The 23,119-nt window shown below is 59.4% G+C and carries 23 protein-coding genes; 18 read left to right on the top strand and 5 right to left on the bottom strand.

Annotated elements, in window-relative coordinates; genetic code table 11:
* The first annotated feature begins 613 nt into the window (after positions 1-613).
* The 12 genes from mmoX to sS8_RS03645 all read left to right on the top strand — a co-directional run bounded on the left by mmoX (position 614) and on the right by sS8_RS03645 (position 12,103).
* Positions 614-2,197 carry an aromatic/alkene monooxygenase hydroxylase subunit alpha gene (gene mmoX / locus sS8_RS03700; protein ID WP_119632605.1) on the top strand — a complete coding sequence of 528 codons (1,584 nt, stop codon included), beginning with the start codon at positions 614-616 and terminating at the stop codon, positions 2,195-2,197.
* A 97-nt stretch (positions 2,198-2,294) separates the two neighbouring features.
* Positions 2,295-3,467, top strand: coding sequence for an aromatic/alkene monooxygenase hydroxylase subunit beta (mmoY, locus tag sS8_RS03695; RefSeq protein ID WP_119628472.1), 1,173 nt, complete (start codon positions 2,295-2,297; stop codon positions 3,465-3,467).
* Positions 3,468-3,476: 9 nt separating this feature from the next.
* Positions 3,477-3,899 carry a methane monooxygenase regulator MmoB gene (gene mmoB / locus sS8_RS03690; protein ID WP_119628471.1) on the top strand — a complete coding sequence of 141 codons (423 nt, stop codon included), beginning with the start codon at positions 3,477-3,479 and terminating at the stop codon, positions 3,897-3,899.
* An 11-nt stretch (positions 3,900-3,910) separates the two neighbouring features.
* Positions 3,911-4,429: an aromatic/alkene monooxygenase hydroxylase subunit gamma gene (gene mmoZ / locus sS8_RS03685; RefSeq protein ID WP_119628470.1), complete on the top strand. Its 519-nt coding sequence runs from the start codon at positions 3,911-3,913 to the stop codon at positions 4,427-4,429.
* A gap of 89 nt (positions 4,430-4,518) precedes the next feature.
* Entirely contained in the window at positions 4,519-4,689 is a 171-nt protein-coding gene (locus tag sS8_RS27915) for a hypothetical protein (RefSeq protein WP_170160934.1), read from the top strand.
* Positions 4,690-4,775: 86 nt separating this feature from the next.
* Positions 4,776-5,057 (top strand): soluble methane monooxygenase-binding protein MmoD, encoded by a 282-nt coding sequence (gene mmoD / locus sS8_RS29470; protein ID WP_119628468.1) that lies wholly within the window; start codon positions 4,776-4,778, stop codon positions 5,055-5,057.
* A gap of 11 nt (positions 5,058-5,068) precedes the next feature.
* On the top strand, positions 5,069-6,169 hold the full coding sequence (gene mmoC, locus sS8_RS03670; protein WP_119628467.1) for an aromatic/alkene monooxygenase hydroxylase FAD-binding subunit MmoC: 1,101 nt from the start codon (positions 5,069-5,071) through the stop codon (positions 6,167-6,169).
* Positions 6,170-6,199: 30 nt separating this feature from the next.
* A complete protein-coding gene (locus tag sS8_RS03665; protein WP_119628466.1) occupies positions 6,200-6,499 on the top strand; it encodes a hypothetical protein in 300 nt (99 codons plus the stop codon).
* Positions 6,500-6,788: 289 nt separating this feature from the next.
* The gene (gene groEL, locus sS8_RS03660; protein ID WP_119628465.1) at positions 6,789-8,477 is read left to right on the top strand and encodes a chaperonin GroEL; all 1,689 of its coding nucleotides are present in this window, start codon (positions 6,789-6,791) and stop codon (positions 8,475-8,477) included.
* Between the two features lie 346 nt (positions 8,478-8,823).
* A complete protein-coding gene (locus sS8_RS03655) occupies positions 8,824-10,533 on the top strand; it encodes a sigma-54-dependent Fis family transcriptional regulator (protein ID WP_119628464.1) in 1,710 nt (569 codons plus the stop codon).
* Positions 10,534-11,212: 679 nt separating this feature from the next.
* On the top strand, positions 11,213-11,509 hold the full coding sequence (locus sS8_RS03650) for a hypothetical protein (RefSeq protein ID WP_119628463.1): 297 nt from the start codon (positions 11,213-11,215) through the stop codon (positions 11,507-11,509).
* 144 nt (positions 11,510-11,653) lie between these two features.
* Positions 11,654-12,103 carry a CBS domain-containing protein gene (locus sS8_RS03645; RefSeq protein ID WP_119628462.1) on the top strand — a complete coding sequence of 150 codons (450 nt, stop codon included), beginning with the start codon at positions 11,654-11,656 and terminating at the stop codon, positions 12,101-12,103.
* Positions 12,104-12,322: 219 nt separating this feature from the next.
* Here sS8_RS03645 and sS8_RS03640 read toward each other — a convergent pair whose 3' ends face one another.
* Positions 12,323-12,538, bottom strand: coding sequence for a hypothetical protein (locus tag sS8_RS03640; RefSeq protein ID WP_119628461.1), 216 nt, complete (start codon positions 12,536-12,538; stop codon positions 12,323-12,325).
* Positions 12,539-12,602: 64 nt separating this feature from the next.
* On the opposite strand from sS8_RS03640, the gene sS8_RS03635 reads away from it, so the two are divergent.
* From sS8_RS03635 to sS8_RS03610, 5 genes are all read left to right on the top strand, one after another.
* Entirely contained in the window at positions 12,603-13,079 is a 477-nt protein-coding gene (locus tag sS8_RS03635) for a helix-turn-helix domain-containing protein (protein WP_119628460.1), read from the top strand.
* Positions 13,076-13,489: a transposase family protein gene (locus sS8_RS03630; RefSeq protein ID WP_119628459.1), complete on the top strand. Its 414-nt coding sequence runs from the start codon at positions 13,076-13,078 to the stop codon at positions 13,487-13,489. Before sS8_RS03635 ends, sS8_RS03630 begins: the two co-directional genes overlap by 4 nt.
* 625 nt (positions 13,490-14,114) lie before the next feature.
* Entirely contained in the window at positions 14,115-14,633 is a 519-nt protein-coding gene (locus sS8_RS03620; protein ID WP_119628457.1) for a helix-turn-helix domain-containing protein, read from the top strand.
* Positions 14,633-15,043 carry a transposase family protein gene (locus sS8_RS03615; RefSeq protein WP_119628456.1) on the top strand — a complete coding sequence of 137 codons (411 nt, stop codon included), beginning with the start codon at positions 14,633-14,635 and terminating at the stop codon, positions 15,041-15,043. Before sS8_RS03620 ends, sS8_RS03615 begins: the two co-directional genes overlap by 1 nt.
* A gap of 168 nt (positions 15,044-15,211) precedes the next feature.
* On the top strand, positions 15,212-16,255 hold the full coding sequence (locus sS8_RS03610; RefSeq protein WP_119632595.1) for an IS5 family transposase: 1,044 nt from the start codon (positions 15,212-15,214) through the stop codon (positions 16,253-16,255).
* A 655-nt stretch (positions 16,256-16,910) separates the two neighbouring features.
* Here sS8_RS03610 and sS8_RS27910 read toward each other — a convergent pair.
* From sS8_RS27910 to sS8_RS03600, 3 genes are read right to left on the bottom strand one after another with little or no spacing between them, the layout of a single operon-like run.
* Positions 16,911-17,066, bottom strand: coding sequence for an MBL fold metallo-hydrolase (locus sS8_RS27910; protein WP_170160933.1), 156 nt, complete (start codon positions 17,064-17,066; stop codon positions 16,911-16,913).
* Positions 17,067-17,106: 40 nt separating this feature from the next.
* On the bottom strand, positions 17,107-17,382 hold the full coding sequence (locus tag sS8_RS03605) for a hypothetical protein (protein WP_232020504.1): 276 nt from the start codon (positions 17,380-17,382) through the stop codon (positions 17,107-17,109).
* Positions 17,383-17,415: 33 nt separating this feature from the next.
* A complete protein-coding gene (locus sS8_RS03600; RefSeq protein WP_119628454.1) occupies positions 17,416-20,091 on the bottom strand; it encodes an AMP-binding protein in 2,676 nt (891 codons plus the stop codon).
* 262 nt (positions 20,092-20,353) lie between these two features.
* Here sS8_RS03600 and sS8_RS03595 point away from each other — a divergent pair, with 262 nt between their 5' ends.
* Positions 20,354-21,418, top strand: coding sequence for an aromatic ring-hydroxylating oxygenase subunit alpha (locus sS8_RS03595; RefSeq protein ID WP_119628453.1), 1,065 nt, complete (start codon positions 20,354-20,356; stop codon positions 21,416-21,418).
* A 411-nt stretch (positions 21,419-21,829) separates the two neighbouring features.
* Here sS8_RS03595 and sS8_RS03590 read toward each other — a convergent pair whose 3' ends face one another.
* A complete protein-coding gene (locus sS8_RS03590; protein WP_119628452.1) occupies positions 21,830-22,936 on the bottom strand; it encodes an alpha/beta fold hydrolase in 1,107 nt (368 codons plus the stop codon).
* Between the last annotated feature and the right edge of the window lie 183 nt (positions 22,937-23,119).

Here is a 23,119-nt window from a genome sequence, read left to right as displayed (position 1 = left end):
CTTGTTTATAAAAAAGTGGCCGTGCGGTTTTAAACCACCCCATTACCCACAAGTCCTTTGCCTATGGAGGCCAGGCCAGTCGCGCCGATCCAAGTGCTTGATTTTCGGCTTGCGCCAGTGGGCCATCGCCTTGAATCGGAACTTTGGCGTGGCAGGCAACCCATTGATTTAAAATCTGTAAAAAGATGTGGGTAATGGGGTGGGTTTTAAACGCACCGCTGCTACGGCAAGACCTTTCCGTTCTCGCCCCCCAGGCTCCATCGGTTTGAAAGCGTACTTCAGCCGGCATGCCGCGTAAAGCTGACATGCAGAGGCATATGTCGCCCCCTCCGACTCCCGAACTGTTCGGATCGAAGAGCGTCCGGATTCCACACACTGTCCGAATCCCGGACCATCCGCCCGGCGCTCGGGCAAGCCAGGGAATCCACTCTATCTCATTGATAGTTAGACATTTTACCTGTCTCTTGGATGATGGCACGGATCCTGATCTACATAAAGCCGAGGACCCGACTAGCGAAGCGTTCCGGGGAGTCGCAGATGGCTCCTCTACGCTTCGGCGGACCGCGCTCTTAAAGACCAAAAATGCCAAAACCCTATGATGGAGGAAACGTTTATGGCTATCAGCAGTGCGACCAAGGCGGCCACCGATGCCTTGGCGACCAATCGGGCGCCCACCGGCGTCAATGCACAAGAAGTCCATCGCTGGATGCAGAGCTTCAACTGGGAGTTCAAGAACAACCGGACGAAGTATGCGACCAAATACCACATGGCGAACGAAACCAAGGAGCAGTTCAAGCTCATCGCCAAGGAATACGCGCGCATGGAAGCGGTCAAGGACGAACGGCAATTCGGCAGTTTGCAGGATGCGCTCACCCGTCTGAATGCCGGCAACCGTATTCACCCCAAATGGGGCGAGACCATGAAAGTCGCGTCCAACTTCCTGGAAGTGGGGGAATACAACGCCATCGCCGGTTCCGCCATGCTCTGGGACAGTGCTACCGCCGCCGAGCAGAAGAACGGTTACCTTGCCCAGGTGCTGGACGAAATCCGCCATACCAACCAATGTGCCTACGTCAATTATTACTACGCCAAGCATTACCACGATCCGGCCGGCCATAACGATGCCCGCCGCACCCGTGCCATAGGTCCCCTGTGGAAAGGAATGAAGCGGGTATTCGCCGACGGCTTCATTTCCGGCGACGCAGTGGAATGTTCGATCAATCTGCAATTGGTCGGGGAAGCGTGTTTCACCAACCCCCTGATCGTCGCGATTACCGAATGGGCCGCCGCCAACGGCGACGAAATCACGCCGACCGTGTTCCTGTCGATCGAAACCGACGAACTCCGGCACATGGCCAACGGCTATCAGACGGTGGTGTCCATCGCCAACGATCCGGCCGCGGCGAAATACCTCAACACCGACCTGAACAATGCCTTCTGGACCCAGCAGAAATACTTCACGCCGGTGCTGGGCATGCTGTTCGAGTACGGCTCCAAGTTCAAGGTCGAGCCGTGGGTCAAGACCTGGAACCGCTGGGTCTACGAAGACTGGGGCGGAATCTGGATCGGACGTCTCGGAAAATACGGCGTGGAATCGCCGCGCAGCCTGCGCGACGCCAAGAGGGACGCTTACTGGGCGCATCACGACTTGTTCATGCTGGCCTACGCGCTGTGGCCGACCGGGTTCTTCCGTCTCTCCCTGCCCGACGCCGAGGAAATGCAGTGGTTCGAGGAAAACTATCCCGGCTGGTATGACCACTACGGCAAGATCTACGAAGAATGGCGCGCCCGCGGCTGCGAGGATCCATCCTCGGGCTTCATCCCCCTGATGTGGTTCATAGAGAACAATCATCCGATTTACATCGACCGCGTCTCCCAGGTGCCGTTCTGTCCGAGCCTGTGCAAAGGCGCCAGCACGCTGCGAGTACATGAATACAACGGCAAGAAGCACTCGTTCAGCGACGACTGGGGCGAACGCATGTGGCTGAGCGAACCGGATCGCTATGAATGCCAGAACATCTTCGAGCAATACGAAGGCCGCGAGCTGTCCGAAGTCATCGCCGAGCAGCACGGCGTGCGCGCCGACGGCAAGACCCTGATCGGCCAGCCCCACGTGCGCGGCGACAAGCTGTGGACGCTGGACGACATCAAGCGCCTCAACTGCGTTTTCCAGGACCCGCTGAAACGCTTCAACTGAGCGCCGATCGCTCGAACGGACGGTTCCCGCCCGAACCACGGAGAACCGTCCCTCTCATGCGTAAACGCACCGACACATCTGACACAGGAAGGTATCCATGAGTATGTTGGAAGAAAGAAAAAGGGGCCTGACCGATCCGGGCATGGCCACCGTGATTCTCGAGTCGATCCCGGACCATCCGCTGGATACTCAGCGAAAGATGGGCTATTTCGTCGAGCCCCGCTGGAAGAGGCTGACGGAATACGAGGCGTTGACCGTCTATGCCCAGCCGAACGCCGACTGGATTCCCGGTGGACTCGATTGGGGCGACTGGACCCAGAAATTCCACGGCGGCCGTCCATCGTGGGGGAATGAGACCACCGAACTGCACACCACCGACTGGTTCCGGCACCGCGATCCGCATCGCCGCTGGCACGCGCCTTATGTGAAGGACAAGGCCGAGGAATGGCGCTACACCGAGCGCTTCCTGGAGGCCTATTCCGCCGAAGGACAGGTCCGTTCCATGAAACCGGAGTGGCGCGACCAAGTCATCAACCGCCTGTGGGGCGCTTTCCTGTTCAATGAATACGCCTTGTTCAACGCGCACTCCTCAGTAGCTCGCGAAGCGCTTTCCGACACCATCCGGGTGACCTCGGTCAACAGCGCCCTGGACAAGGTCGATATCGCGCAAATGGTCCAGTTGGAACGCAGTTTCCTCGCCAAGATCGTGCCCGGTTTCCCGGAAAGCACCGACGAGCCTAGGGAAGAGTGGCTAAAAGGCCAAGTCTACAAGGGCGCCAGGGAAGCGGTCGAAAATATCTGGCAATCGATTTATGACTGGAACGAAAGCCTGCTGGCGGTCCATCTGATATACGACCCGCTGTTCGGCCAGTTCGTGCGCCGTGAAACCTTCCAGCGTCTGGCACCGCGTTTCGGCGACAATCTCACGCCGTTCTTCGTCAACCAGGCCCAGACCTACTTCCAGATCGCCAAGGCCGGCATGCGGGACATGTTCTTCGTGTGCCTGGCGGAAGATCCGGAGTTCGCCGAGTACAACCGTCGGGTCATGCGCATCTGGATGGCCAAATGGCTGGAGCCGACCGTGACGGCCCTGCGCGATTTCATGGGCATCTTCGCCCGCCTGCCGGAGAACGGCAAAACCACCCGCGACGAAATCGTCCAATCCGTAAACCGCGTCGTCGACGACTGGGTCGAGGATTACGCCGACAAAGTCGACTTCAAGGCCGATCGCGGCCGCATCGTTACCACCATTCTGTCTGGACTGAAATAGGAAACCATCATGGCACAAAAAGCCAACGCATATGACGCCGGGATCATGCAGCTCAAGGGCAAGGAGTTCGCCAACGAGTTCTTTGCCGAGGAAAACCAGGTCGTCCACGAAAGCAATACCGTAGTTCTGGTTCTCAAGAAATCCGACGAAGTCAACATGATCGTCGACGAACTCTTGCTGACCGAGTTCAAGAAGGCCAATCCCACCCTGGTGGTGGAAGACCGCGCCGGTTACTGGTGGCTGAAGGCGGACGGCAAGATCGAGGTTGATTGCGACGAAGTCACCGAACTGCTCGGCCGGGACTACAGCGTTTACGACTTCCTGGTGGACGTGTCGTCAACCATCGGGCGTGCTTACACCCTGGGCAACAAGTTCACCATCACCAGCGAGTTGATGGGGCTGGATCGCAAACTCGAAGATCTGCGCACCTGAAGGAGAAGTTCATGGCCAATTACCCCGTACACGACAATCCGGTCCGCGACGCCTGGATGGACAAGATCGGCAAGCTCAACAAGCTGGATAAAGCCGTGGAATTCCTCAAGGATTTCCGTCTCAAGCACACCACGCCGTTACGCACGACCTACGAGCTGGAGCTGGATTATCTCTGGATAGAAAACAGGATCGAGGAAAAAGTCGCGCAACTGAAGGCCCACGCCTTCACCGACCAGCAGTTCCTCGAAGATTGCGCCACCGGCGAAAGCGCCAGGGCGGTCGCGGAGTCCTGGCTGGCGAAGATAAACGCCTGCACCGACAAATGGGCGGCCGAAAAGGTCCACATCCAGTTCCGCCAGCTCTACAAGCCCCCCGTCATGCCGGTGAATTATTTTATGGATGCCGACCGGCAACTGGGATCCAGGCTGATGGAACTGCGCGATATCGATTACTACGACACGCCGCTCGAGACATTGCGCAAGCAGCGCGGCGTGAAAGTGGTGCATCTGCAGCCTGCATCGGTTCAGTGATCCCGACCAAGGGGGACGCGCCGGTTTTCGGAACGGAAACACATTCGGCCATGCGGCCCAATAAGCCGATTCCAGTGGAAGGACCCGGCATGTCTCCCCTTGCGGTCGAGCCGCAGGACGCCTATCGGCTCGCTTTCCAGGACGAACGAGGAATACGTCTAATGCTCAACGAACTCAAGAACATCAAACTCACCCTCATCGTGATGGCCGCGATATTGATCGGATCGTCGCTGGCGGTCGTGGTGACCAAGCTAGTCTGACCGCCCCGGCTGGCGTCGGCTCGCCAGCCGCTATCCGGATCGCTTCGCCCCCTGGATAACCCTATACGGAGAGTGAATGCCATACCATGAATATCAACGACTTACTGATAGAAGAATTGCGAAGGCTGGAAGACAATCGAGGAGAAACGCCGTTCGTACCCGTCCATCACTGGCAACTCATCGCGCACGAGCGCGGCTACGAAGCCTACGCGAAAGATATGGACTGTGTCTGGCGCTGGGTCATCGTCCGCGACGGGCAGGTCATGCAGGAAGGCTGTTCAATCAGCCTGAGCTCGTCGATCCGCTCGGTCCAGCATGTCCTCGCGTTTTACACCGCGCTCCCCCCGTCTTCCCAACCGGCCTCTTAACGGAGCATTGAATGTCCAAGGTCCATCGAATACGCGCCGTCACCGAAGACGGGCACGAGATCGCTTTTGAATGCCGCAGCGACGAGAATGTCATTTCGGCAGGGTTGAGACAGGACGTCATCCTCATGGCATCCTGCCGCGAGGGCGGTTGTGCCACCTGCAAGGCTTATTGCGCGGAGGGCGATTATCAGCTGGTGGGAACCAGCGTCCAGGCCTTGCCGCCCGACGAGGAAGAAGAAGGCCTGGTACTGTTGTGCCGCTGTTTTCCGGAGAGCGATCTCGAGCTCGAACTTCCCTATACCTACGACCGTATCTCGTTCGCGGCGGAAAATCCCGAGTTTCAAGCCGAAGTAGTCGATTTCGGGCTGATTTCCTGCAACGTCATGTGTCTGAACTTGCGCCGCATCGGTCAAAACTCCGACCGCAAGGTACGATTCAGCCCCGGGCAGTTCTTCGATATCCGAATCCCCGGCGCCGAGACCAACCCCACCCGGTCCTACTCGCCCGCGAACATCGCCAACGATGAGGGGGAATTGGAGCTGCTCATCCGCTTGTTACCCGACGGCCGGTTTTCCGAGTACCTGAGAAACCATATAACCAAAGGTGAACGGCTCACCTTGCGGGGTCCCGGCGGTATTTTCGGGCTCAAGGAAAACGGCTTCAGGCCGCGCTATTTCGTCGCCGGCGGTACCGGTCTGGCCCCCGTCCTGTCCATGGTGCGGCACATGCACGCCTACGGCGAGCCACAGGAAAGCCATATCTATTTCGGCGTCAACACCGCCGCCGAAGTCTTCTGTATCGATACATTGAAGGCGCTCGAATCCGCCATGAATAACCTCACGGTGCACATCTGCGTGTGGCAGCCGGACCATGCCTGGGACGGCGAGCGCGGGAGCGTCATCGATATCGTCCGGCGCGATCTGCGCGAGCTACGTGCCAAGCCGGACATCTATCTGTGCGGTCCGCCCGGCATGGTGGACGCGGCGCACGCCGCATGCGACGAATTCGGCATTCCCAAAAATCAGATCTATATGGAGAAATTTCTGCCTTCCGGACCTTGCGGCGAAGCGTGTGACCCGACCGTGGTGCACGTTCATCATTCAGCCGGGTGAGTTTCATCCCGATTCGCACGAGGCAACAGCATGCCGATTGATCCGGAAGACATCCGTTTTATCGAAGAAATGGTGAAACAGCTGGACGCCACCATCGGTGAATTGGCGGAACGCGAAAGCGCCCTCAGGAACACCATTGGTTCCGCGCGCGTGGAGGAAGTCCGCGCATTATGGAATCAAACCCTGGACCGCCAGGAGGAACTCGAACTGCGCCGCAGCCTGGACTGGCGCGAGCGCGAGTTGCTCTGGCTATGGACGCGGCAACGTCGAATCCACGCGACGAGAGCTCTGGCCGGACAGGCTGTGATGCGTTCACCGCCGAAAGTTTAGGGAAGCTGTCGGGAACGGATTCCCGACCGGAGGACCGGAGATAACAACGGTTCGAGGCATGGACCGCCCCCTGCCGACGACGGTTGCGCCGCAGCTTCCCGCGCATCCCATCGGCCCTCTCCCCTGCTCGAGGGATTACGGCGCTCGGAAGCCTCGCTGGAAACTCGCGGGCTCGGTGCGGTGCGCGCCTCACCCGCCCTGTGGGGAAAACGCTGCTTGCCTTGAACGAAACGTGATTAACCGCCGAACACCGGCCGTTCCGAAATTTTGACTCAGCTTGAACCGACCCATGGCAAAACAAATCGTATTCAATAACACCGCGCGTTCGAAGATGTTGCGCGGCATCGACAAAATCGCCCGCGCGGTGGAAATCACGCTGGGCGTCTCGGGACCTGGGGCGGTTATCCAGCATCGCACCGATGGATTCCCGCCCATTTATACACGCGACGGGTTCACCGTCGCCCACGCCATCACCCTGAACGACCCAGTGGAAGACCTTGGTGCCCGCATCCTGCGCGACGTTGCCGGAGCAGTCTCGAGGCGCGCGGGCGATGGCACCACCACCTCGGTCGTACTGGCCCGCAAGATTGCCCAGGGATGCGCCAGGAGTTTGGCGGCAGGCGCGCATCCCACCGCGCTCAGGCAGGGCATCGAAACGGCGGCTGCCCATGTTTCCGCGGCTCTGCGCGAACGCGCCGTGCGCACGCTGGATCGCGACCTGTACCGAAAGGTCTGCCGTAGTGCCGGCAAGGACGATGAGGCGACCGTGGACCGCATCCTTGATGCCATGGCCGCCGTGGGCGCGCACGGTACGGTGACCATCGCTCCCGGACGGCACCTGGACGACAGCCTGAAAATAACCGAAGGCGCCCGCTGGGATCAGGGCTATTTATCGGCTTATTTCAACACCGACCGCGAGCGCAACCTGGCCGAACTGGAAAACCCCTACATCCTGCTCTACGATCGCGAAATTGCAGATTTCATGGACCTCGTGCCCCTGCTAGAAGCGGTGCCGGAGCGCTCGCGCTCGCTCCTGATCGTCGCCGAAAACATCGCCGAAAAAGCCCTCGCCCCGCTGCTGCTCAATCATGTACGAGGCAACTTCCGCGCGGTGGCCGTCAAGCCGCCGGGTTATGGCGACCGGCGGCTGGATCGGCTCGATGATCTGGCCGTACTGACCGGAGGACGGGCTTGCCTCGACATCTACGGCGCGAAATTGACGGCGATGACACCGGACGATCTCGGCCAGGCCGACCTCGCCGTCGTCGACGCGGAATCGACCACCCTGATCGGTGGACGCGGCGCTCAAAGCGCGATCGAGGCACGGATTCGCGAACTCGCAGCCGAGGCCGCCCGGATCGGCGAACTAAAACCGGGTCATGGCTCGACCACCGGGAATCGGCAGCTATGCGAGGAACTGGAGGAGCGGGCTCAGCTCTTGCGCGGCAGAATGGCGGCGTACGAAGTGGGCGGCGTGACCGATCTCGCGATCAGGGAACGCCTCGGGCGGGTGGAAAATGCCTACAAAGCCATCTGCGCAGCCCGCGAGGAAGGCGTCCTGCCGGGCGGCGGCATCGGACTGCTGGCCACGCGTTCCGTGCTCGACGAGTTGTGCTTCGACGACCCCGACAGGCAACGCGGACTGGACATCGTGCGGGCAGCGCTCGCCGAACCGCTGCGCCGTATCGCCGCCAACGCCGGCATGAACGCCGAAGCGATAGTTGCCGCGGTCCTGGCCGTCGACGACTGCGCCTACGGCTTCGATGCCGGCCGCCGCTGTTTCGGTGATCTGTGGGAACTGGGCATCGTGGACCCGGTCAAGGTCACTCGCCTGGCCTTGGAAAACGCCGCCGGCATCGCCGGCACCGTCATCGCCACGGAAGCCGTCGTCTACCGGCAACCCATGGCAGAACGCCTTCCGGACGCCGAGGCCGTCGCCGAATGGGCGGCCGCCACCCGCGAAGACCCTCGCGGCTGAACTCACGCCGCTCCTCGTTCGGCTCGGTGCGCACCCGATACGTCGGGCACCGGCCGAACGCTCCCGCGTTCCGATCTCCACCGCGCCTCGGCCCGCCGTTTCCTGACCCCGTGTGACAATCGGCCACATTGACCCCCTCTGACCTTGTTGTTATACATCGACAAATGTAACCCCCACTGCGGGATCGATGGCGATCGTGCTACAAGAGGGGATCATCCGGCGGCTGCGCGAAGCTCGTCTTCTCTTGCACCTCCGGCGCACAAGTTAGGTTATGCGGGTTCCCGGCCACTGCCGTGGTGCGGGGTGTTTCGTGCAATCACCTAATTCATTCGCCGAAGGATCCGACATGCTAAACACCGCCAACCCCGCCACCAGGCCCGAAGCGGCGCTATCGGCCCGGGCCTCGTCGATAGCCGTTCCCGGCCGTCCCAACCAGGCTTGGGAATGGATGTGCCAAAGCGGCGTCTGGCCGGAAGCACTGGATTGGGTGCGCCTGGAAGTGGCCGATGCCTGGCACCGTTGCCTGGAGCAATATCATCTTCCGCTGGGATACGACGCGGCTGAAGCCCAGCCCTGCCGCGTCCACCGCGACGACGCGGTATTCCCCGGCGCGTTGCCGCTGGTTCCGGATCTCGCCTCCGAACTTTTCGAATATCTGGCGGAAACCCAGGCAAGCCTGGTCATCGCCGACAGTAGCGGCCGCCTGGTCAACCTGCTGGACCGCGGACTGGCTCATTCCCCCCCGGGACGGCAGCTCTTGCGCCTGGGTGCGGACTGGCGCGAGGAAGTGCTCGGCAACAACGGCATAGGCAGTGCGCTGACCCTGCAGAAAGGCGTGGCATTCGACGGCCGCGAACATTTTTCCAGACGCCTGCACGGACTGGTTACCGCCGGATATCCGCTACCGAAACCGGATGGGGAAGCGCTGGTGCTCGGGGTGGTATCGGACCAGCGCGGCACCGGTGGAGCGCTATTGAGCTTCTTGCGCCTGGCAGGGCGTATCCTGTCCGAATCGTGGAAGCAACACCAGACGCTCGGTGAGCCGAAACTCGCCCGCGAGTCCTGTCCGTTATCGCTGCCGGTGTCCGGAAGCATTCCGGCGGGAGACGACGGGCTGATTTGCGACGGCGCCGTCCAGAGTCTTCTGGACAAGGCCGTCATGCTCCAGCGCCGCCGCATCCCGCTGCTCATCAGCGGCGAATCGGGGACCGGCAAGGAATATCTGGTCCGTTACGCACATCGCCTGGGTCCGCGCCGTGACCGCCCGTTGATTGCCTTGAACTGCGCCTCCATCCCCAAGGATCTGATCGAAAGCGAGCTGTTCGGCTACGAGGCCGGCAGTTTTACCGGTGCGCGTACCCGCGGCAAACCCGGCAAGTTCCGCCTGGCCGACGGCGGCATCCTGTTTCTGGACGAAATCGGCGATATGAGTTTCGATCTGCAGGCCACTCTGCTGCGCGCGCTGGAAACCGGAGAATTCGTGCCCGTGGGCGGTACCGAGCCGATCCGCGTCGACGTTCAGGTAATCGCCGCCACCAACGTCAACCTGCACGAAGCCATAGACCGAGGGACCTTCCGCCGCGATCTGTATTACCGGCTGAACGGCGCGCGCCTGCATTTGCCGCCGCTACGCGAACGTTCGGACCGGCTGGAAATCATCCAGTCCATGTTTGTGCAGGAATTGGCCGAAACCGACAGCCCGGTGCGCGGTCTCTGCGCCGACGTGCTGCGCTTGTTCGAAAGGCATCCCTGGCCCGGCAATCTGCGCCAATTGCGCAATGTACTGCGCAGCGCCTTATTCGTCGCAACGGGGCCGGCGCTTTCGCTGGCCGATCTACCCCCGGATTTTATCGAGGAAACCCATCGCAAGGAGTCTTGCATACAGAACTCAGCGCACCCCGGCAGCGAGGGAAGCTTGGCGGCACTGGAATCCCAGCGCATCAAAGACGTCTTGAGCCAGTGTCAGGGCAATATGTCGCGCGCCGCCCGCATACTCGGCATTGCCCGTTCGACGCTTTACCAGAAGATTTCCCGTTACGGCTTGGTCGGAAGTTGATTCCCTGCTGTCGACCCCAGCGCCGGAGAATCGCGCGATGACCGTAACTTTTTGGCCAACGCACGGGAAATGGACTATTTCATTTTGCCGAGAAGCAGCTCCTCGCGAGCAGGTCTCCGCGAATTGCTGAAATCCTTAACGGCAGCGGGGTTACCACGACTTTTTTTGTCCGTTCCGAGCGGGATGTCGGCCTATCCCTTCCTGGGGGGCGACTCGACATCCCTTTTTCGATGCTCGAATACCGCTTCCCTACCGCCCTTTCGAGTGAACTTTATTAAAACCGCAAGCTTGAGTGAGAAAAAATACGTGCGAACTCGTATATGTCATCTTCAGGAGCGATGATCTGAGCAGCTGCGTGAACGGGGATTCGTGACTGGGTTCAAGTACGCTGGAATGCCGAAATGCTATCTTTAAATCGGAGCCCGGATCGACGGTGTCGGTTGACGATTCGGTACAGCCTACTCGGCTCGGTCGATATCCCGAAAAACTCGGCGTCGAAACTTTACCCGCAGGGGCGTGCAGGTACGGAAAGTCGGCATAGCGCTGAGATTGTCTTCTCCTCGCCCTGCAGACGTATCGGATCTCCTGCTGCCGAATTTCCGAACACCCACGACACCGAAAGTCTAGCGGCTTGTTGTATTTATGTTTTTAATTGCATTCTTGAAACCAGAGGGAAACAATGGCGCTCCGAAAACGTCGCCTGTGCCACCATCCAGAATTGATTCAACGCTTATTGGACGCGGCCGACGTGATCTATCTCGACCCACACGCGGATCGTGCCAAGCTGAACCGCGTCCTGGATCTCGTCGAACGATTGCAGCGAAGAAATCCGCTGACCGCGCCACCTCGTCATTTTCACCATGGCGTCGCTCGCCCGCGCGGGCCGTCCATGGCCGCAAAAGACGGGAATTGCTCGGAAACGGTGCTGTCCGGGCAGCCGGCCGAACCCGTCGCAAGGAGGAAACGCGCCTTATGATCATCCGCAAGTAAAACGGAGGGCCACGGCTACACGGCAGCGCGCCGAACCTTCTTCAGCACCGCCTGTCCGATTGTTAACGGACCGCACGTGTGCGGTTTTGATCGGCAGTAAAATGAAAACTCGAAGACGGAGGGAAACCCCATGGAAGTTAAAGAAATCATGACCCCCAACCCGGTCTGCTGTACCCCGGACACCGGTTTGGAAGGCGTTGCGCGAATGATGGTTCAGCATGACTGCGGCGAGATTCCGGTGGTTGAAAACGAGGAATCGATGCGGCTGGTCGGTGTGGTCACCGACCGTGACATCGTCTGCCGGAGCCTGGCCCAGGGCAAGGACCCTATGAGCATGAGAACCCGGGAATGCATGTCGAGCCCCTGCGTGACGGTAACGCCCGAAACCTCGCTGGAAGAGTGCTGCAAGATCATGGAGGAGCACCGAATCCGGCGCGTACCCGTGGCTGATCAAGGCGGCCGATGTTGTGGAATGGTCTCGCAGGCGGATATCGCCCGGCGTGCCCCGACCCAGCAAACCGCGGAAGTCGTCAAGGAAGTCTCTCAGCCTAAGGCCACCGCGGAACCCGTCATAGCCTAGGCGCAAGCGGCCAGGACGGAACGCTTTCGCGCCGACGACCGGGACGAGCCATGGACGGCTCCGCCCGGTTCACCTAAGGAACCTGTTGCCAGGGCCGCCGTCACGTCAGAATTCGTAGCTGAAACAATCGCTCCTCGAACGATGCGGTTCGTCCCTCACCGCATCCTACAACATGCTTGTTCGTAAGCGTGGCTCGATCCATGTGCTGCCGCCAGGCGGTCAAGGAATCCCCCCATCTCTTTCCATGTTCGCCTTCAACAAAAATAACTTGCCCTTTTTAGTGCCGGCGACCATATTGGATGTCCTGGGATCTATGGCTAAAGCAAGAATGGGGTCATTTTCAACGCCATGGGTTCCAACAAGTTCTTTCTTATTAATATCCCATATCTGAATGGTTCCGTTATATTCGCCAATAGCAATTAGGCCATTAGACATTATCGGAAACTAGCATGGCAGTCTGTCATTGAATAACGAAGAGAACTAAGGGCAAGAGTATAGTATGGTTTCCTACGAAGACGTGAAGCAAAAGCCGAGGACATTGATGGCCATGACCAGTCTGAAGGCCTCCGAGTTTGAGGAACTCTTGGTTTCTTTTGCGGCGACAGGGGACGAAGAAACCGGCAGGAACCTGACTAAAGGAGGGCGTCCGCCGATTATCGCGAGCATGGCCGACCGGCTGCTGTTCATCCTGTTCTATCTGAAGACCTACCCTCTGCAAGAGGTCATCGCGCATCTGTTCGGCATGAGCCAACCCCGGGCCAACTTCACGATCCACCTGTTGAGCAGGGTGCTCAACAAGACACTTGACGCCCGCGGGCACAAGCCCGCCCGGCTCACCGAGGAGATGCTGTCCAGGCTGGAGCAGGAGACGCGGCAGGACTTGGGCATAGACGGGACGGAAAGGCGCATCAACCGCCCCGTCAACGACCTGGGGCAACGCATCCACTACAGCGGTAAAAAAAATGCCACACCGTGAAGAACAACCTTGTCGGCGGCCTGGAGGACAGGCAGGTCAAGTACTTGGGCTCGACCCATGAGGGCAAGAAGCACGACAAGAAGATCTGCGACGAAGAAGGGCCCCGGTTCCCCGACGGCGTCGAGCTGTATCGCGACAGCGGCTTCCAGGGACACGAACTGGCGAATGTCACAGTCCACCAGCCGAAGAAGAGGCCGCGCAACGGCCGGCTTTCGGCCGACGACCAGGAGGCTAACCGGCTCCACTCAAGCATCCGCGTGATCATCGAACACATCATCTCGGGAATCAAGCGGTGCCGCGTCGTCAAAGACGTGTTCAGGAACACCAAGGAAGGCTACGACGATGTCGTCATTGAATTGGCCTGCGGCCTGCACAATTACAGGAGCTACTGCCGAAACCAGAGTTATTGATAGCCGGCCTTTTCCTCTGTTCCGGTTATGAAAGGTGGTTTCCGATAATGTCTATTATCCGAGATCGTGATGGCCCCTATTAAGCCGCTTGATTTTATGTCAAACAATTTCTTGAATGGTCTGAGCGAGTAAACGCTCGCGACCTTTTCCCGGCCAACCGCAAACAAGGGTTCACGAGGATGTGTCGCCAATAAGTCAACACTTCCCCAGCCCGTTATTGCGTGCCTCGGTTTATCTTCCGCAATAGACCAAACGTAACAGTCGCCATCCACAGTGCCTATCAATATAAAATCATCAATGGCAGCCGCGCTGGTTATCCGGCCCTTGGTTCTCCACCTCGTGCGGTTCTCGTTCGTCACATTTCTGATGATAACGGATCGATCCCAATACCCTGCGGATAAGACATGGTCGTTACCGATAAATTGTAGTGCACTCTGAACAGCATGGTTAGCGGGTTCCGCCAAAAGCTTATTAGCCGAGGTATCGTATACCTCGCCACCATATGCTATGTATTTCGAATCCTCGCTGACACCGGTCTGATACCCAGTAGAGTTGTACCTGATGCTAATGCATGGTATTGATAGCCCACTTGTTTCTCAAACAAATCCGAATATAAAAACCTTCCATGATCTACGACAAATTTAGCCAAATAACCGATGACCGCATCGTGGCATCGTTGATTGGAATGCCCAAGGCGAAGTTCACAGCCCTCGTCAAAGTATTCGAGTCGGCCGCTCTCGCCATCGATCGAGAGCGTGTCGAAAAGGGCGAGATAAAACACGTCAAACAGGGCGGCCCTAAAGGTTATCTTGATTCTTACGAGAAAAAGCTGTTTTTCGCTTTGTACTATCTGAAAACCTATCCCACTTTTGACGTTCTGGGCTTTCATTTCGGTTTTAGTGGCGGACATGCCCATGCCCACATCGACCGGTTGCTGCCGGTTTTAGTGCGAGCGTTGACAAACCTCAACGTCATGCCGGAGCGCACGCTAACAACCCCAGAAGAATTCTCTCAACTCATTGATCAATATAAGAACATAGCGATCGATGGCGTGGAGGTCGCTTGCGTTCGACCCCAAGATGAAACTGAACAGGAAAAGCATTACAGCGGAAAAAAAAAAGACATACGCTCAAATCCCTCGTAATCTCCGACTTTAATCGAAGGATATTGTTTTTGTGTTGCATTGTGGCAGGCAGCGTACATGACTACACACTCATGAAAGACGTCTTCACGCCGGGTTCAGCGTGGTTCGAGAAGGTCAATTTATGGCTTGACTTAGGATTTCTGGGCGCGGACAAAGATTATCAAAGTACCCAAATATATCTACCCCACAAGAAACCTAGAAAATCCAAGAAAAACCCTAATCCGACATTGACGCCTGAGCAGAAGAAACAGAACAGAAAACAAGCCGCCACGCGGGTCATCGTTGAGCATGCCATCGGTGGCATGAAGTTCCTCCACTGCATGATGCATCGGATTAGAAATCATCTGGGTCACTTCGTGGATTATTTTTTCTCACTTTCCGCCGGGCTTTGGAACTACAGAATCTGTTGATTTACAATTGTTTAGCATCTAAAACAACTCTATTGGTCATAGAAGTCCTTATTGGATTGGCATTGTTTTTAGGGGCACCTCGAAAAACCTCCTTGGTCTGCGCGCGCCCGGTAAAATAGGACCTGTAGCCAATCAGTGTGTTGAGTCCCAGACATGACCAAACCGAAGATGCCAAAGTCTCCGAAGAGCGCGATCAAACCCGATCTGTTTGCGGCCGATTTGCGCAAGCAGAAGATCGACCGGATGGGCGATCCGCTGGTGGCCTTCGAGACCCACATCGACTTTGCGGCGCTTGCCGCGGACGTGGATCAGGCGGCGCCCCGACCGGTCAGCCCGCAAGGCGGTCGTCCGCCGTTTCCCACCGAAACGATGGTGCGCATCCTGTTTCTCAAGCGGGTCAACAATCTCTCGGACGAGCAGATGGAATACCAGTTGCTTGATCGGATGAGTTACCAGCGCTTCTGCGGGCTGATGGACTCGGCCAGCATCCCGGACCGCACCACGATGTGGACCTTCGAGAACCGCATCGGCGAGGTCGGCGCCCAGGCGCTGTTCGACGGCATCGAGCGGCAGTTGCTCAAGCATGGCTACATCGCCCGCGGGGGGCATATCATCGACGCCACCCTGGTGCCTGCGCCAAAGCAGCACTTCAGCAAGGACGATAAGGAGATGCTGAAGGAAGGCGCGATGCCGGCGGACTGGAGCCCGGCCAAGCGGCGGCAAAAAGACCTGGACGCCACCTGGACCAAGAAGCACGGCAAGAGCCACCACGGCTACAAGCTCTCCATCAACGTGGACAAGCGCTACAAGGTTATCCGCAAGATCGAGACCGGCACCGCCGCTACTCATGACAGCCAGCACTTTGAGGCGGTGTTGAACACTAGCAACACCAGCCGGGACGTCTATGCCGACAAGGGCTATCCGAGTGCGGAACGGGAAGCCCAGCTCCAGGAAGCGGGTTATCGCAACCACATCCAGCGCAAGGGCCAGCGCAACCATCCGCTGTCCGAACGGCAGAAACAACGTAATCAACGCATCGCCCGGGTCCGAGCACGGGTCGAGCATCCCTTCGCCGCCATCGCACAAATGGGCGGCAAGTTTATTCGCACCATCGGCCAGGCGAGGGCGAACTTTGCCATGACGATGATGGCGGCCAGCTATAACCTGAAGCGGCTGGTTTACCTGAAACAGGCGGGTGTCGTGGCCTTTTGAGGCCCACCCTCGCCCGAAAGGCCCCCAACGCGGGCGATTCGGGGAAAATGAAAAGTGAAATGGCGACAAGAGCGTGAGGGAGTCGGCTCGTGTGCCCGCCCGGTCAAAAAATTAGAGCCGGGTTTTCATCAAAATTCAGGGTTTTTCGAGGTGCCCTTAGGTAGGTGTAATCCGATCGGGCCTATAGCTTATATTTCCGAACAACGGCGTTCTTATTTCCGCGCAAGGAGATGCCTCAACTGGATTTGAAGCGTGTCGTCGACCGGCCCCGCTTGAACCGACGGACTCTAAACCCATGTATCTTCTGGCATACGCGCGAAAAAAGCTTGTAGTCCGGAGACGATTTTTCTGTAAGCTAGAGCTGACAGGATGGACCGGGCGAGGAGCGTCCCCGAAACAGGCCGAAGGGGTGATGCATGCATTCGAATGGGCTCGGTTTTCGCCGTTCAGCGCATGGTCGCCTCGAAAAACCGTGGTTCTTCCAATGTGTGACTTTATGCGGAAGTATTCGTAGCCGCCGTCGGACCAATGGTTCGTCGGCAAAGGATGGCCGACCTAAGAAGGCTTGCGTCGATCTGCCCTGACCGAAGGCGCCAAGGACTTCCGCCAAGCCTGTCATGCCGTTTGAGTGAGATGAAAACGCTTCAGGTTTGTCTCATTCGAGCGGATACCCCGCCGCTTTCCATGCGAGCATGCTGCCCAGATAGATTTCGACATCCCGGCGCGGGTCGATGACGGCGCAAACCCCGGCGCTTTCATCGCCCAAGAGATAGGATAAATGCGAAAGCCCTCCCGATTTGACGGACTCCAAAAACAGGATTGCCTCCCGATCGGAAACCCGATCATGCGCGCTACTCCGCGTCCAAATAGGTATCCCTTACGGTGCCGAGCCGGGTATTCCCGTGTACCGCAGCACCGTCCGAGTCGATGACCTCCACCTGAAAGCCCGGATAAGTCTGGCGAAAACGCGTCGTCTTCCACTTTTCCACGCTCAAGTCGTTCTTCGAAGGCGATCCGAAGGGATACGGCGGCAAGCCCATGCGGTCGCCGCGCACGTCCCGGCCGTCGAGGTGGAGAATGCGCACCGCGAACCCCTCGACATCCCAGATCTGTTTCTCCACGTTCATGACCTTGGCCATGCGCCCGCTGCCTTTCCCGGCTCAAATGGCACGTGCTCGCGAACCCAGGCGGGCGACGCGGTCACGCAGTGCCGCGGCAATGCGCTGGTCCGGATGCTCGCCCTGCCCTTCCTGCTCCAGTTCTTCCGCCGTCGCCGGCGATCCGAAGCGGAGTTCGATCGGCCTGAAGCGGGGTACCCAGCTCCCCACCGGCAGCGCCGTGTAGCTACCGCCGATCCAGAGCGGTACTGCCGGCACGCTCACCGCCCGCAGCAGCAGCCCGATTCCGGACTCGAAAGGCTGTAGCTCGCCGCTCGCGGAACGGCTGCTTTCCGCGAACCACACCAGATTATTGCCGCGCCTGAGCGCCAGCACGCCCAGGGCAAGACTGGCCAGGGCGCCGCGGCGTGGATCCACCGGGAAAGTGCCGGTCGAACGGCTGACCTGGCGCATCAGGGCGTTCTTGAACATGACTCCGGTAAAACCGGCCCAGCACGTTCTGAGCAGTTGCTCCCGCGGCAGAACCGCGGCGATCGCCATGGGGTCGAGATAGCTGACATGGTTCGGAACCAGGATGAACGGCTGGTTCACCGGCAGCTCGTCCAGGCCTTCCGCGTTCACGCCGAACGCACGTTCCATCAGCCATCGGTCGAAACCGAACAAAAGAATGCCCAACGCGCTGGACCAGGTGCCCGGAGGCTCGATCCAGCGACGCTGATCCGGGTCGAGCAATGCATCGGGCCGAGATAATCGAACCAAGGGATCTTTGGGTACGCCCTCCGCTCCGCCGCTGGTCTCGGCACCTTCTCGCACCAGGTCACGAACGGTCTGCACGCGGCCCATGGCCTCCTCGTCAAGTTCCACCCCGGTGTCGGCGCCCATCTCCAGGCCCAAGCTCAACCATTCGAGCGAATCCACGCCCAGGTCGATTTGGAGGTTTGTATCCGGCATCAGGCGCACATCGGGAAAACGTTCGGCCAGCCAGTTCCAGATCCGGAGGGCATTCGGTTCCTCCAGCAATTGCCGGTCTTCCGGCGCCATCCGCTCGAACGGCAGCGGACCGGTCTCCCCGGCGGCGGCTTCTCCCTTCCGTTTGGCGGTCCGGAAAATCTCGTCCAGCTCGAACCGGCGCAGCTTGCCGAGGTGGGTTCGTGGCAACGGGTCCGGCGTGATGGCGAAATCGCCGATTCGATGGTGTGAAGGCAAGCGCCGGGATTGCGACTCGATGTCCTTCCTGATCAGCGCCTCGACATCCCCGCCCTCTCGGGTCGCCGCCGGCGCCGGTACGATCAGTACCGCCAGCCGGCCCTTTTGTTCCAGAACGGCGGCCTCCTTGATATACGAACCCCGGCTCAAAGCCTCCTCGACGTACTCGGGTCGAATATTTTCCCCGCCGGGCAGCACGATCATTTCGGAGGAGCGTCCGACCAAATGCAGGTAGCCGTCCTCGAGATAGCCGAGATCGCCGGTGCGGAAGAACCCGTTCGCGGTAAACGCCTCGCGGGTCTTGTCCGGCAGGTTGCGATATCCGGCGAATACGTTGGGCCCCTTGGCCAGTACCTCGCCATATTCGGCCGGCGGCTCGGGCTCCGCGATGCGGATCTCGACACCGGGCAGCGGCGCTCCGGCCGTATCGAAGCGGGCTCGGCCGGGCACATTGAAAGTCAGCACCGGCGAGGTCTCGGTCAGGCCGTAACCGGTCGCCAGGTCGAATCCCAGGCCAGTCAGCCTGAAAGCCAGATCGGGCGCGAGCATCGCGCCGCCGCACAGCAACATTCGAAGATCCGGAGCGAACTCGCGATGCAGGGGCGCGAACACGCTGCGGCCGATGGCGATTTCGGAATGCCTGCGCAAGGCGACCGCGAGATTCAGGCCATGATGAAACAAGCATTCCGCCAGGCGCCCGCGCTGCCGCACCCGGGTCTCGATCCCCTCGAACAAGGACTCGTACATGCGGGGAACGCCCGCCAGGAAGGTGGCCTTGCCTTCCTTCAGCGCACGCAACAGCTCGGGACCGGTGAGCGACTGGGGAAAAATGACGGGAACGCCCGCGGCCAAAGGCGTGAGCAAGCCTATGGTGAAGGCGTAGACATGGTGCAGCGGCAGCGGCAACAGAAAGCGTTCCCGCGCTCGGACGACCTCGAGATCGAGTATGGCTTGGAGATTGGCTACGAGATTTCGGTGGCTCAGCGGCACCCCTTTGGGAGCGCCGGTCGTGCCGGAGGTGTAGAACAGAACGGCGATATCATCCGCTACCGCCCGAGCGGCCGTACTTTCCGCAGCAGAGCAGTAACGCCGCCAATCCCGGGCGTCATCCGGGTCCGCATCCAGCAGAATCGGCCGGAGATTGTGCTCCGGATTCAAACGCTCCAAACGCTGAAGCCCGCGCCGCGTCGTAAACACCCAACGCATTCCGCTATCCGCCACCACGTGCCGGAGATCCTCGTCGCCCATCTGAGCATCGATCAGGACGGGAACCATGCCTGCCTCGATCGAGCCGAGACAAGCGGCCACCCATTCCGGGCTATTGGGCGCGAAGAGCCCCACGGTATCTCCCGGACGCAGATCCTGTGCGCCGAGTCCCGGCGCCAGGCGGTGCGCGTAGCCGGCAAGCCTCCCGAAGCTCCAGGTTTCGACGCGTTTTTTGAAAAATGCCGTGAGCGCGGGCTTCCCGCCATGTCCGCCGAGCTGTCGAATCAGGTCCTGTAGAGTTTCCATCGCCCCGGTTCGGTCCTGGATCGGGTGTATTACCCGCTAGTTGTTAGAAAACCCGGGCCGCCGCTGCGTTCCCCGTAGCGATGACGTTCGGACCCATTGACGCATGCGCTTTAGCCCGGAAACGCCGTGGGTGTTCGCCGTCGAACAGCCGGATTCCCGAACCAGCCGCCATCCGGATAGTCTTAGAATTGTCCCTTTCGAAGAGCCTGAGATGCTCCGCGTCATGCGCGCGTATTTGTTCGGATAAGACATCAGGTGGACGATGAACCAGCCAGGAAAGCCCGGAACCGCAGCGGATTTACGCAAGGTACGAATCAATCCCGATTTCTGGTACCCGCTCGCCCGATCGCACCAGCTCGGAAAAGGCAAGGTACTGGCGGGCACATTTGCCGGCCAGCCTATAGCCATTGCCCGCGCCGAAACCGGAAAGGTGTTCGCGCTGGAAGACCGCTGCGCTCATCGCCAGTTTCCGTTGAGCCTGGGGACGGTCTGCGGCGAGCGTCTTCAATGCGGATACCATGCCTGGCGATATGACCGGCACGGCCGAATCGCGGCGATTCCTTACGCGGGACCGGCCACCTCGCCGCCGACCGGCGTCCGCAGCTATCCCTGCCGCGAGGCCTACGGATCGCTCTTCGTCTTTCCCGGAAACCCGGAGCGCGCTGAACGGATTCCTTTGCCGGACCTATCCCTGAGCGATTCGCCCGACTACAAGCCCATGTACTTCTCGCGCCAGGTCAACTGTCATTATTCGTTCATGCACGAGAACCTCATGGACATGAACCATCAATTCCTGCATCGCCGGCTGATGGGCAGGGTGAGACCGGAACTGCTCGGCACGGCCGAGGGAGACGGGTGGGTCGAAGCGAAATATCATTTTCATCACCTGGGCGGACGCCGGCATCTCGGTTCCGATCTTCTCTCGGCCGGAGGCAGCCGCGCTGAAAAACATTACGACGTGATGACCATCCGCACCGAGTATCCCTATCAAACGCTGACGATCTCGGGACGCGATTCGGAATTTCCGAGCGTTCGTCTATGGTGCGTTTACGTGCCGAAAGACGGGGCCGAAAAAACCAATCAGAGTTTCGGCATTTTGATGATCCGAAAGCCCCGCATTCCCGGAATGGTATACGCGCTATGGCCGCTCCTCCGGCATTTCGCGGAAGCGGTGTTCGCCGAAGACCGCATGGCGGTGGAGGCCGAACAGCGGGCTTATGATGAATGGGGCGGCGATCGGAATCAGGAAGTCTATCCCGTCACGCTCGCCGTTCGGGAATTGCTCATCGCCCAGGGCATTGCCCCGGAACCCGATACAAGCGGCTGAGCGACGGGAAGGTCGGTGACGACCGATGACGATCGGCAAGAGAAAGGGAACTGGACTCGGACTTCCTTGTCCGTTGCGGCCATCGTCCCGTGACCGCAGTAGCCTTACTTGGCGATCCAGTCATAGCCTTTTGTCCTTCGACTATTGGGATGCCCTTCCCGGCGAGTTCCATGGTCCCTTCGCAGCATCCCTCGATCCTGACCGAAACTATCCTGTTTCGGACTTCCATACACTCCGTGTGTGTGGAAGTGGGTTCCATTTAATCCGACTTCCACGCTTTCCGAAATACGCCCGACTTCGTATGTAACTGTTCGTAAAGATTTATTCCTTGCGGAAAAGGCTTGGGCGAAAATCGCGGGCGGCCCCCGCCTCTTACCGAAACAATGACTTTCGGTTCACGCCGAATCCGGCTCAATCTGCACGGGACTGTAGCCAGCGCATGATTTCCGGCCATACCGTCCGGTGGGCCTCCTGTCCGACCAGCATTCCGAGGTGCTGGAGCGAGACCCCGACATCCCCGCCGTAACGGATGAGCGTGACGTCCGTGGTTCCCACCGCCCGAAGGAACGGCAACACCGCTTCGGGAGGAACGATGCGGCACTTGGGATCCACCACGCTTACGACCGGAGCCCTCACTGATGCCGGAGCGAGCTTATGGCCTCCGATCGAGAGTTCTCCCCGCATAAACCTATCCTCGCGGTACAGCCATTCGACGATTTCCTCGAACAGACATGGCGCCATGGGCATTTCATCGCACGCCCAGCGTTCGACGGCGAGATAAGTGCGCCGAGCGCGCGGGTCACCGAGGCTTCGGATTCCGTCCCAACCGCGCCGCCAGCCGAAGCTCAGCGGATCGGCGAGGAACGACCAGCCGCTGAGCAGCGATCCGGCCACGGGAGCAAGGACCGAGGTCAGGTATCGCGCAGCCGGAGCCGTGGCGATCCAGCGGTCGATCACCCCGACTTCCGGTCCGAAATGCAAGGGTGAGCCCACAAGAATCAAACCCTTGACAAAATCCGGATGGAGGGCGGCAAAAAAGGTGGCCAAGGTGCCGCCCAGCGAGTGTCCCGCCAGGAAAACCGGTCCGCTTCCCCTATCCTTTTCGATGGCCGCGACACAATCGAGGATCAACCGGTCCGCGTACTCCCTCAAACCGAAACTTAGACCGATACCGCCGGGAGGCTCCCAGTACGCGAGATAAACCGACAACCCGTGCTCCAGTGCGCTCCGGACCACGCTGGCCCAGGGTACCAAGTCCCAGATATAAGCGCGCTTGATGGGTGCCGGGACGATCAGCAGCACCGGGCCGGCGGCCGACTCGGGGCTATAGCTTCTGAGGGTTAGGCCCGGCTCGGACATCACTATCCGAAATGGCGTCTCCTCCGGGCCTAAGCCGTTCAGATCGAACCAGATGCCGAGACCGCGGCGAAATCGATCGAACGGTTCGAAAAGCCAAGGCTCCAGATTCAGCCGCGGGTCCGGACGGCTCGGGATATCGTCGGTCGCGCCATGGTCCATGCATAAGTGCCTCAGAGTATCATTCACTCACCATATCGACCCCGACGCCTTAGGAAAACTCCCGAATCGACAGGCACTGTTTGTTCATGGCGAAGCTAAGTAAATTCACGGAGAATGCCGCCAAAGGGAATGGATGCGGGCGGGTTCGGTCTAAATTTGGATAACCCAAGCGTTGCCGAGGAT

Origin of the sequence: Methylocaldum marinum, assembly GCF_003584645.1 — a bacterium.
Lineage (GTDB): Bacteria > Pseudomonadota > Gammaproteobacteria > Methylococcales > Methylococcaceae > Methylocaldum > Methylocaldum marinum.
This window is presented reverse-complemented; position numbering and strand designations above follow the sequence as displayed.

Bases quoted from the DNA above. Each gene is read 5' to 3' on its own strand.
- mmoX (WP_119632605.1), top strand. From the start codon at position 614: ATGGCTATCAGCAGTGCGACCAAGGCGGCCACCGATGCCTTGGCGACC.
- sS8_RS03640 (WP_119628461.1), bottom strand. From the start codon at position 12,538: ATGTCTAATGGCCTAATTGCTATTGGCGAATATAACGGAACCATTCAG.
- mmoZ (WP_119628470.1), top strand. From the start codon at position 3,911: ATGGCCAATTACCCCGTACACGACAATCCGGTCCGCGACGCCTGGATG.
- sS8_RS03600 (WP_119628454.1), bottom strand. From the start codon at position 20,091: ATGGAAACTCTACAGGACCTGATTCGACAGCTCGGCGGACATGGCGGG.
- mmoD (WP_119628468.1), top strand. From the start codon at position 4,776: ATGAATATCAACGACTTACTGATAGAAGAATTGCGAAGGCTGGAAGAC.
- sS8_RS03635 (WP_119628460.1), top strand. From the start codon at position 12,603: ATGGTTTCCTACGAAGACGTGAAGCAAAAGCCGAGGACATTGATGGCC.
- sS8_RS03645 (WP_119628462.1), top strand. From the start codon at position 11,654: ATGGAAGTTAAAGAAATCATGACCCCCAACCCGGTCTGCTGTACCCCG.
- sS8_RS03620 (WP_119628457.1), top strand. From the start codon at position 14,115: ATGATCTACGACAAATTTAGCCAAATAACCGATGACCGCATCGTGGCA.
- sS8_RS03595 (WP_119628453.1), top strand. From the start codon at position 20,354: ATGAACCAGCCAGGAAAGCCCGGAACCGCAGCGGATTTACGCAAGGTA.
- sS8_RS03610 (WP_119632595.1), top strand. From the start codon at position 15,212: ATGCCAAAGTCTCCGAAGAGCGCGATCAAACCCGATCTGTTTGCGGCC.
- groEL (WP_119628465.1), top strand. From the start codon at position 6,789: ATGGCAAAACAAATCGTATTCAATAACACCGCGCGTTCGAAGATGTTG.
- mmoC (WP_119628467.1), top strand. From the start codon at position 5,069: ATGTCCAAGGTCCATCGAATACGCGCCGTCACCGAAGACGGGCACGAG.
- sS8_RS03650 (WP_119628463.1), top strand. From the start codon at position 11,213: ATGGCGCTCCGAAAACGTCGCCTGTGCCACCATCCAGAATTGATTCAA.
- mmoY (WP_119628472.1), top strand. From the start codon at position 2,295: ATGAGTATGTTGGAAGAAAGAAAAAGGGGCCTGACCGATCCGGGCATG.
- sS8_RS03665 (WP_119628466.1), top strand. From the start codon at position 6,200: ATGCCGATTGATCCGGAAGACATCCGTTTTATCGAAGAAATGGTGAAA.
- sS8_RS27915 (WP_170160934.1), top strand. From the start codon at position 4,519: ATGTCTCCCCTTGCGGTCGAGCCGCAGGACGCCTATCGGCTCGCTTTC.
- sS8_RS03655 (WP_119628464.1), top strand. From the start codon at position 8,824: ATGCTAAACACCGCCAACCCCGCCACCAGGCCCGAAGCGGCGCTATCG.
- sS8_RS03590 (WP_119628452.1), bottom strand. From the start codon at position 22,936: ATGGACCATGGCGCGACCGACGATATCCCGAGCCGTCCGGACCCGCGG.
- mmoB (WP_119628471.1), top strand. From the start codon at position 3,477: ATGGCACAAAAAGCCAACGCATATGACGCCGGGATCATGCAGCTCAAG.
- sS8_RS03605 (WP_232020504.1), bottom strand. From the start codon at position 17,382: ATGAACGTGGAGAAACAGATCTGGGATGTCGAGGGGTTCGCGGTGCGC.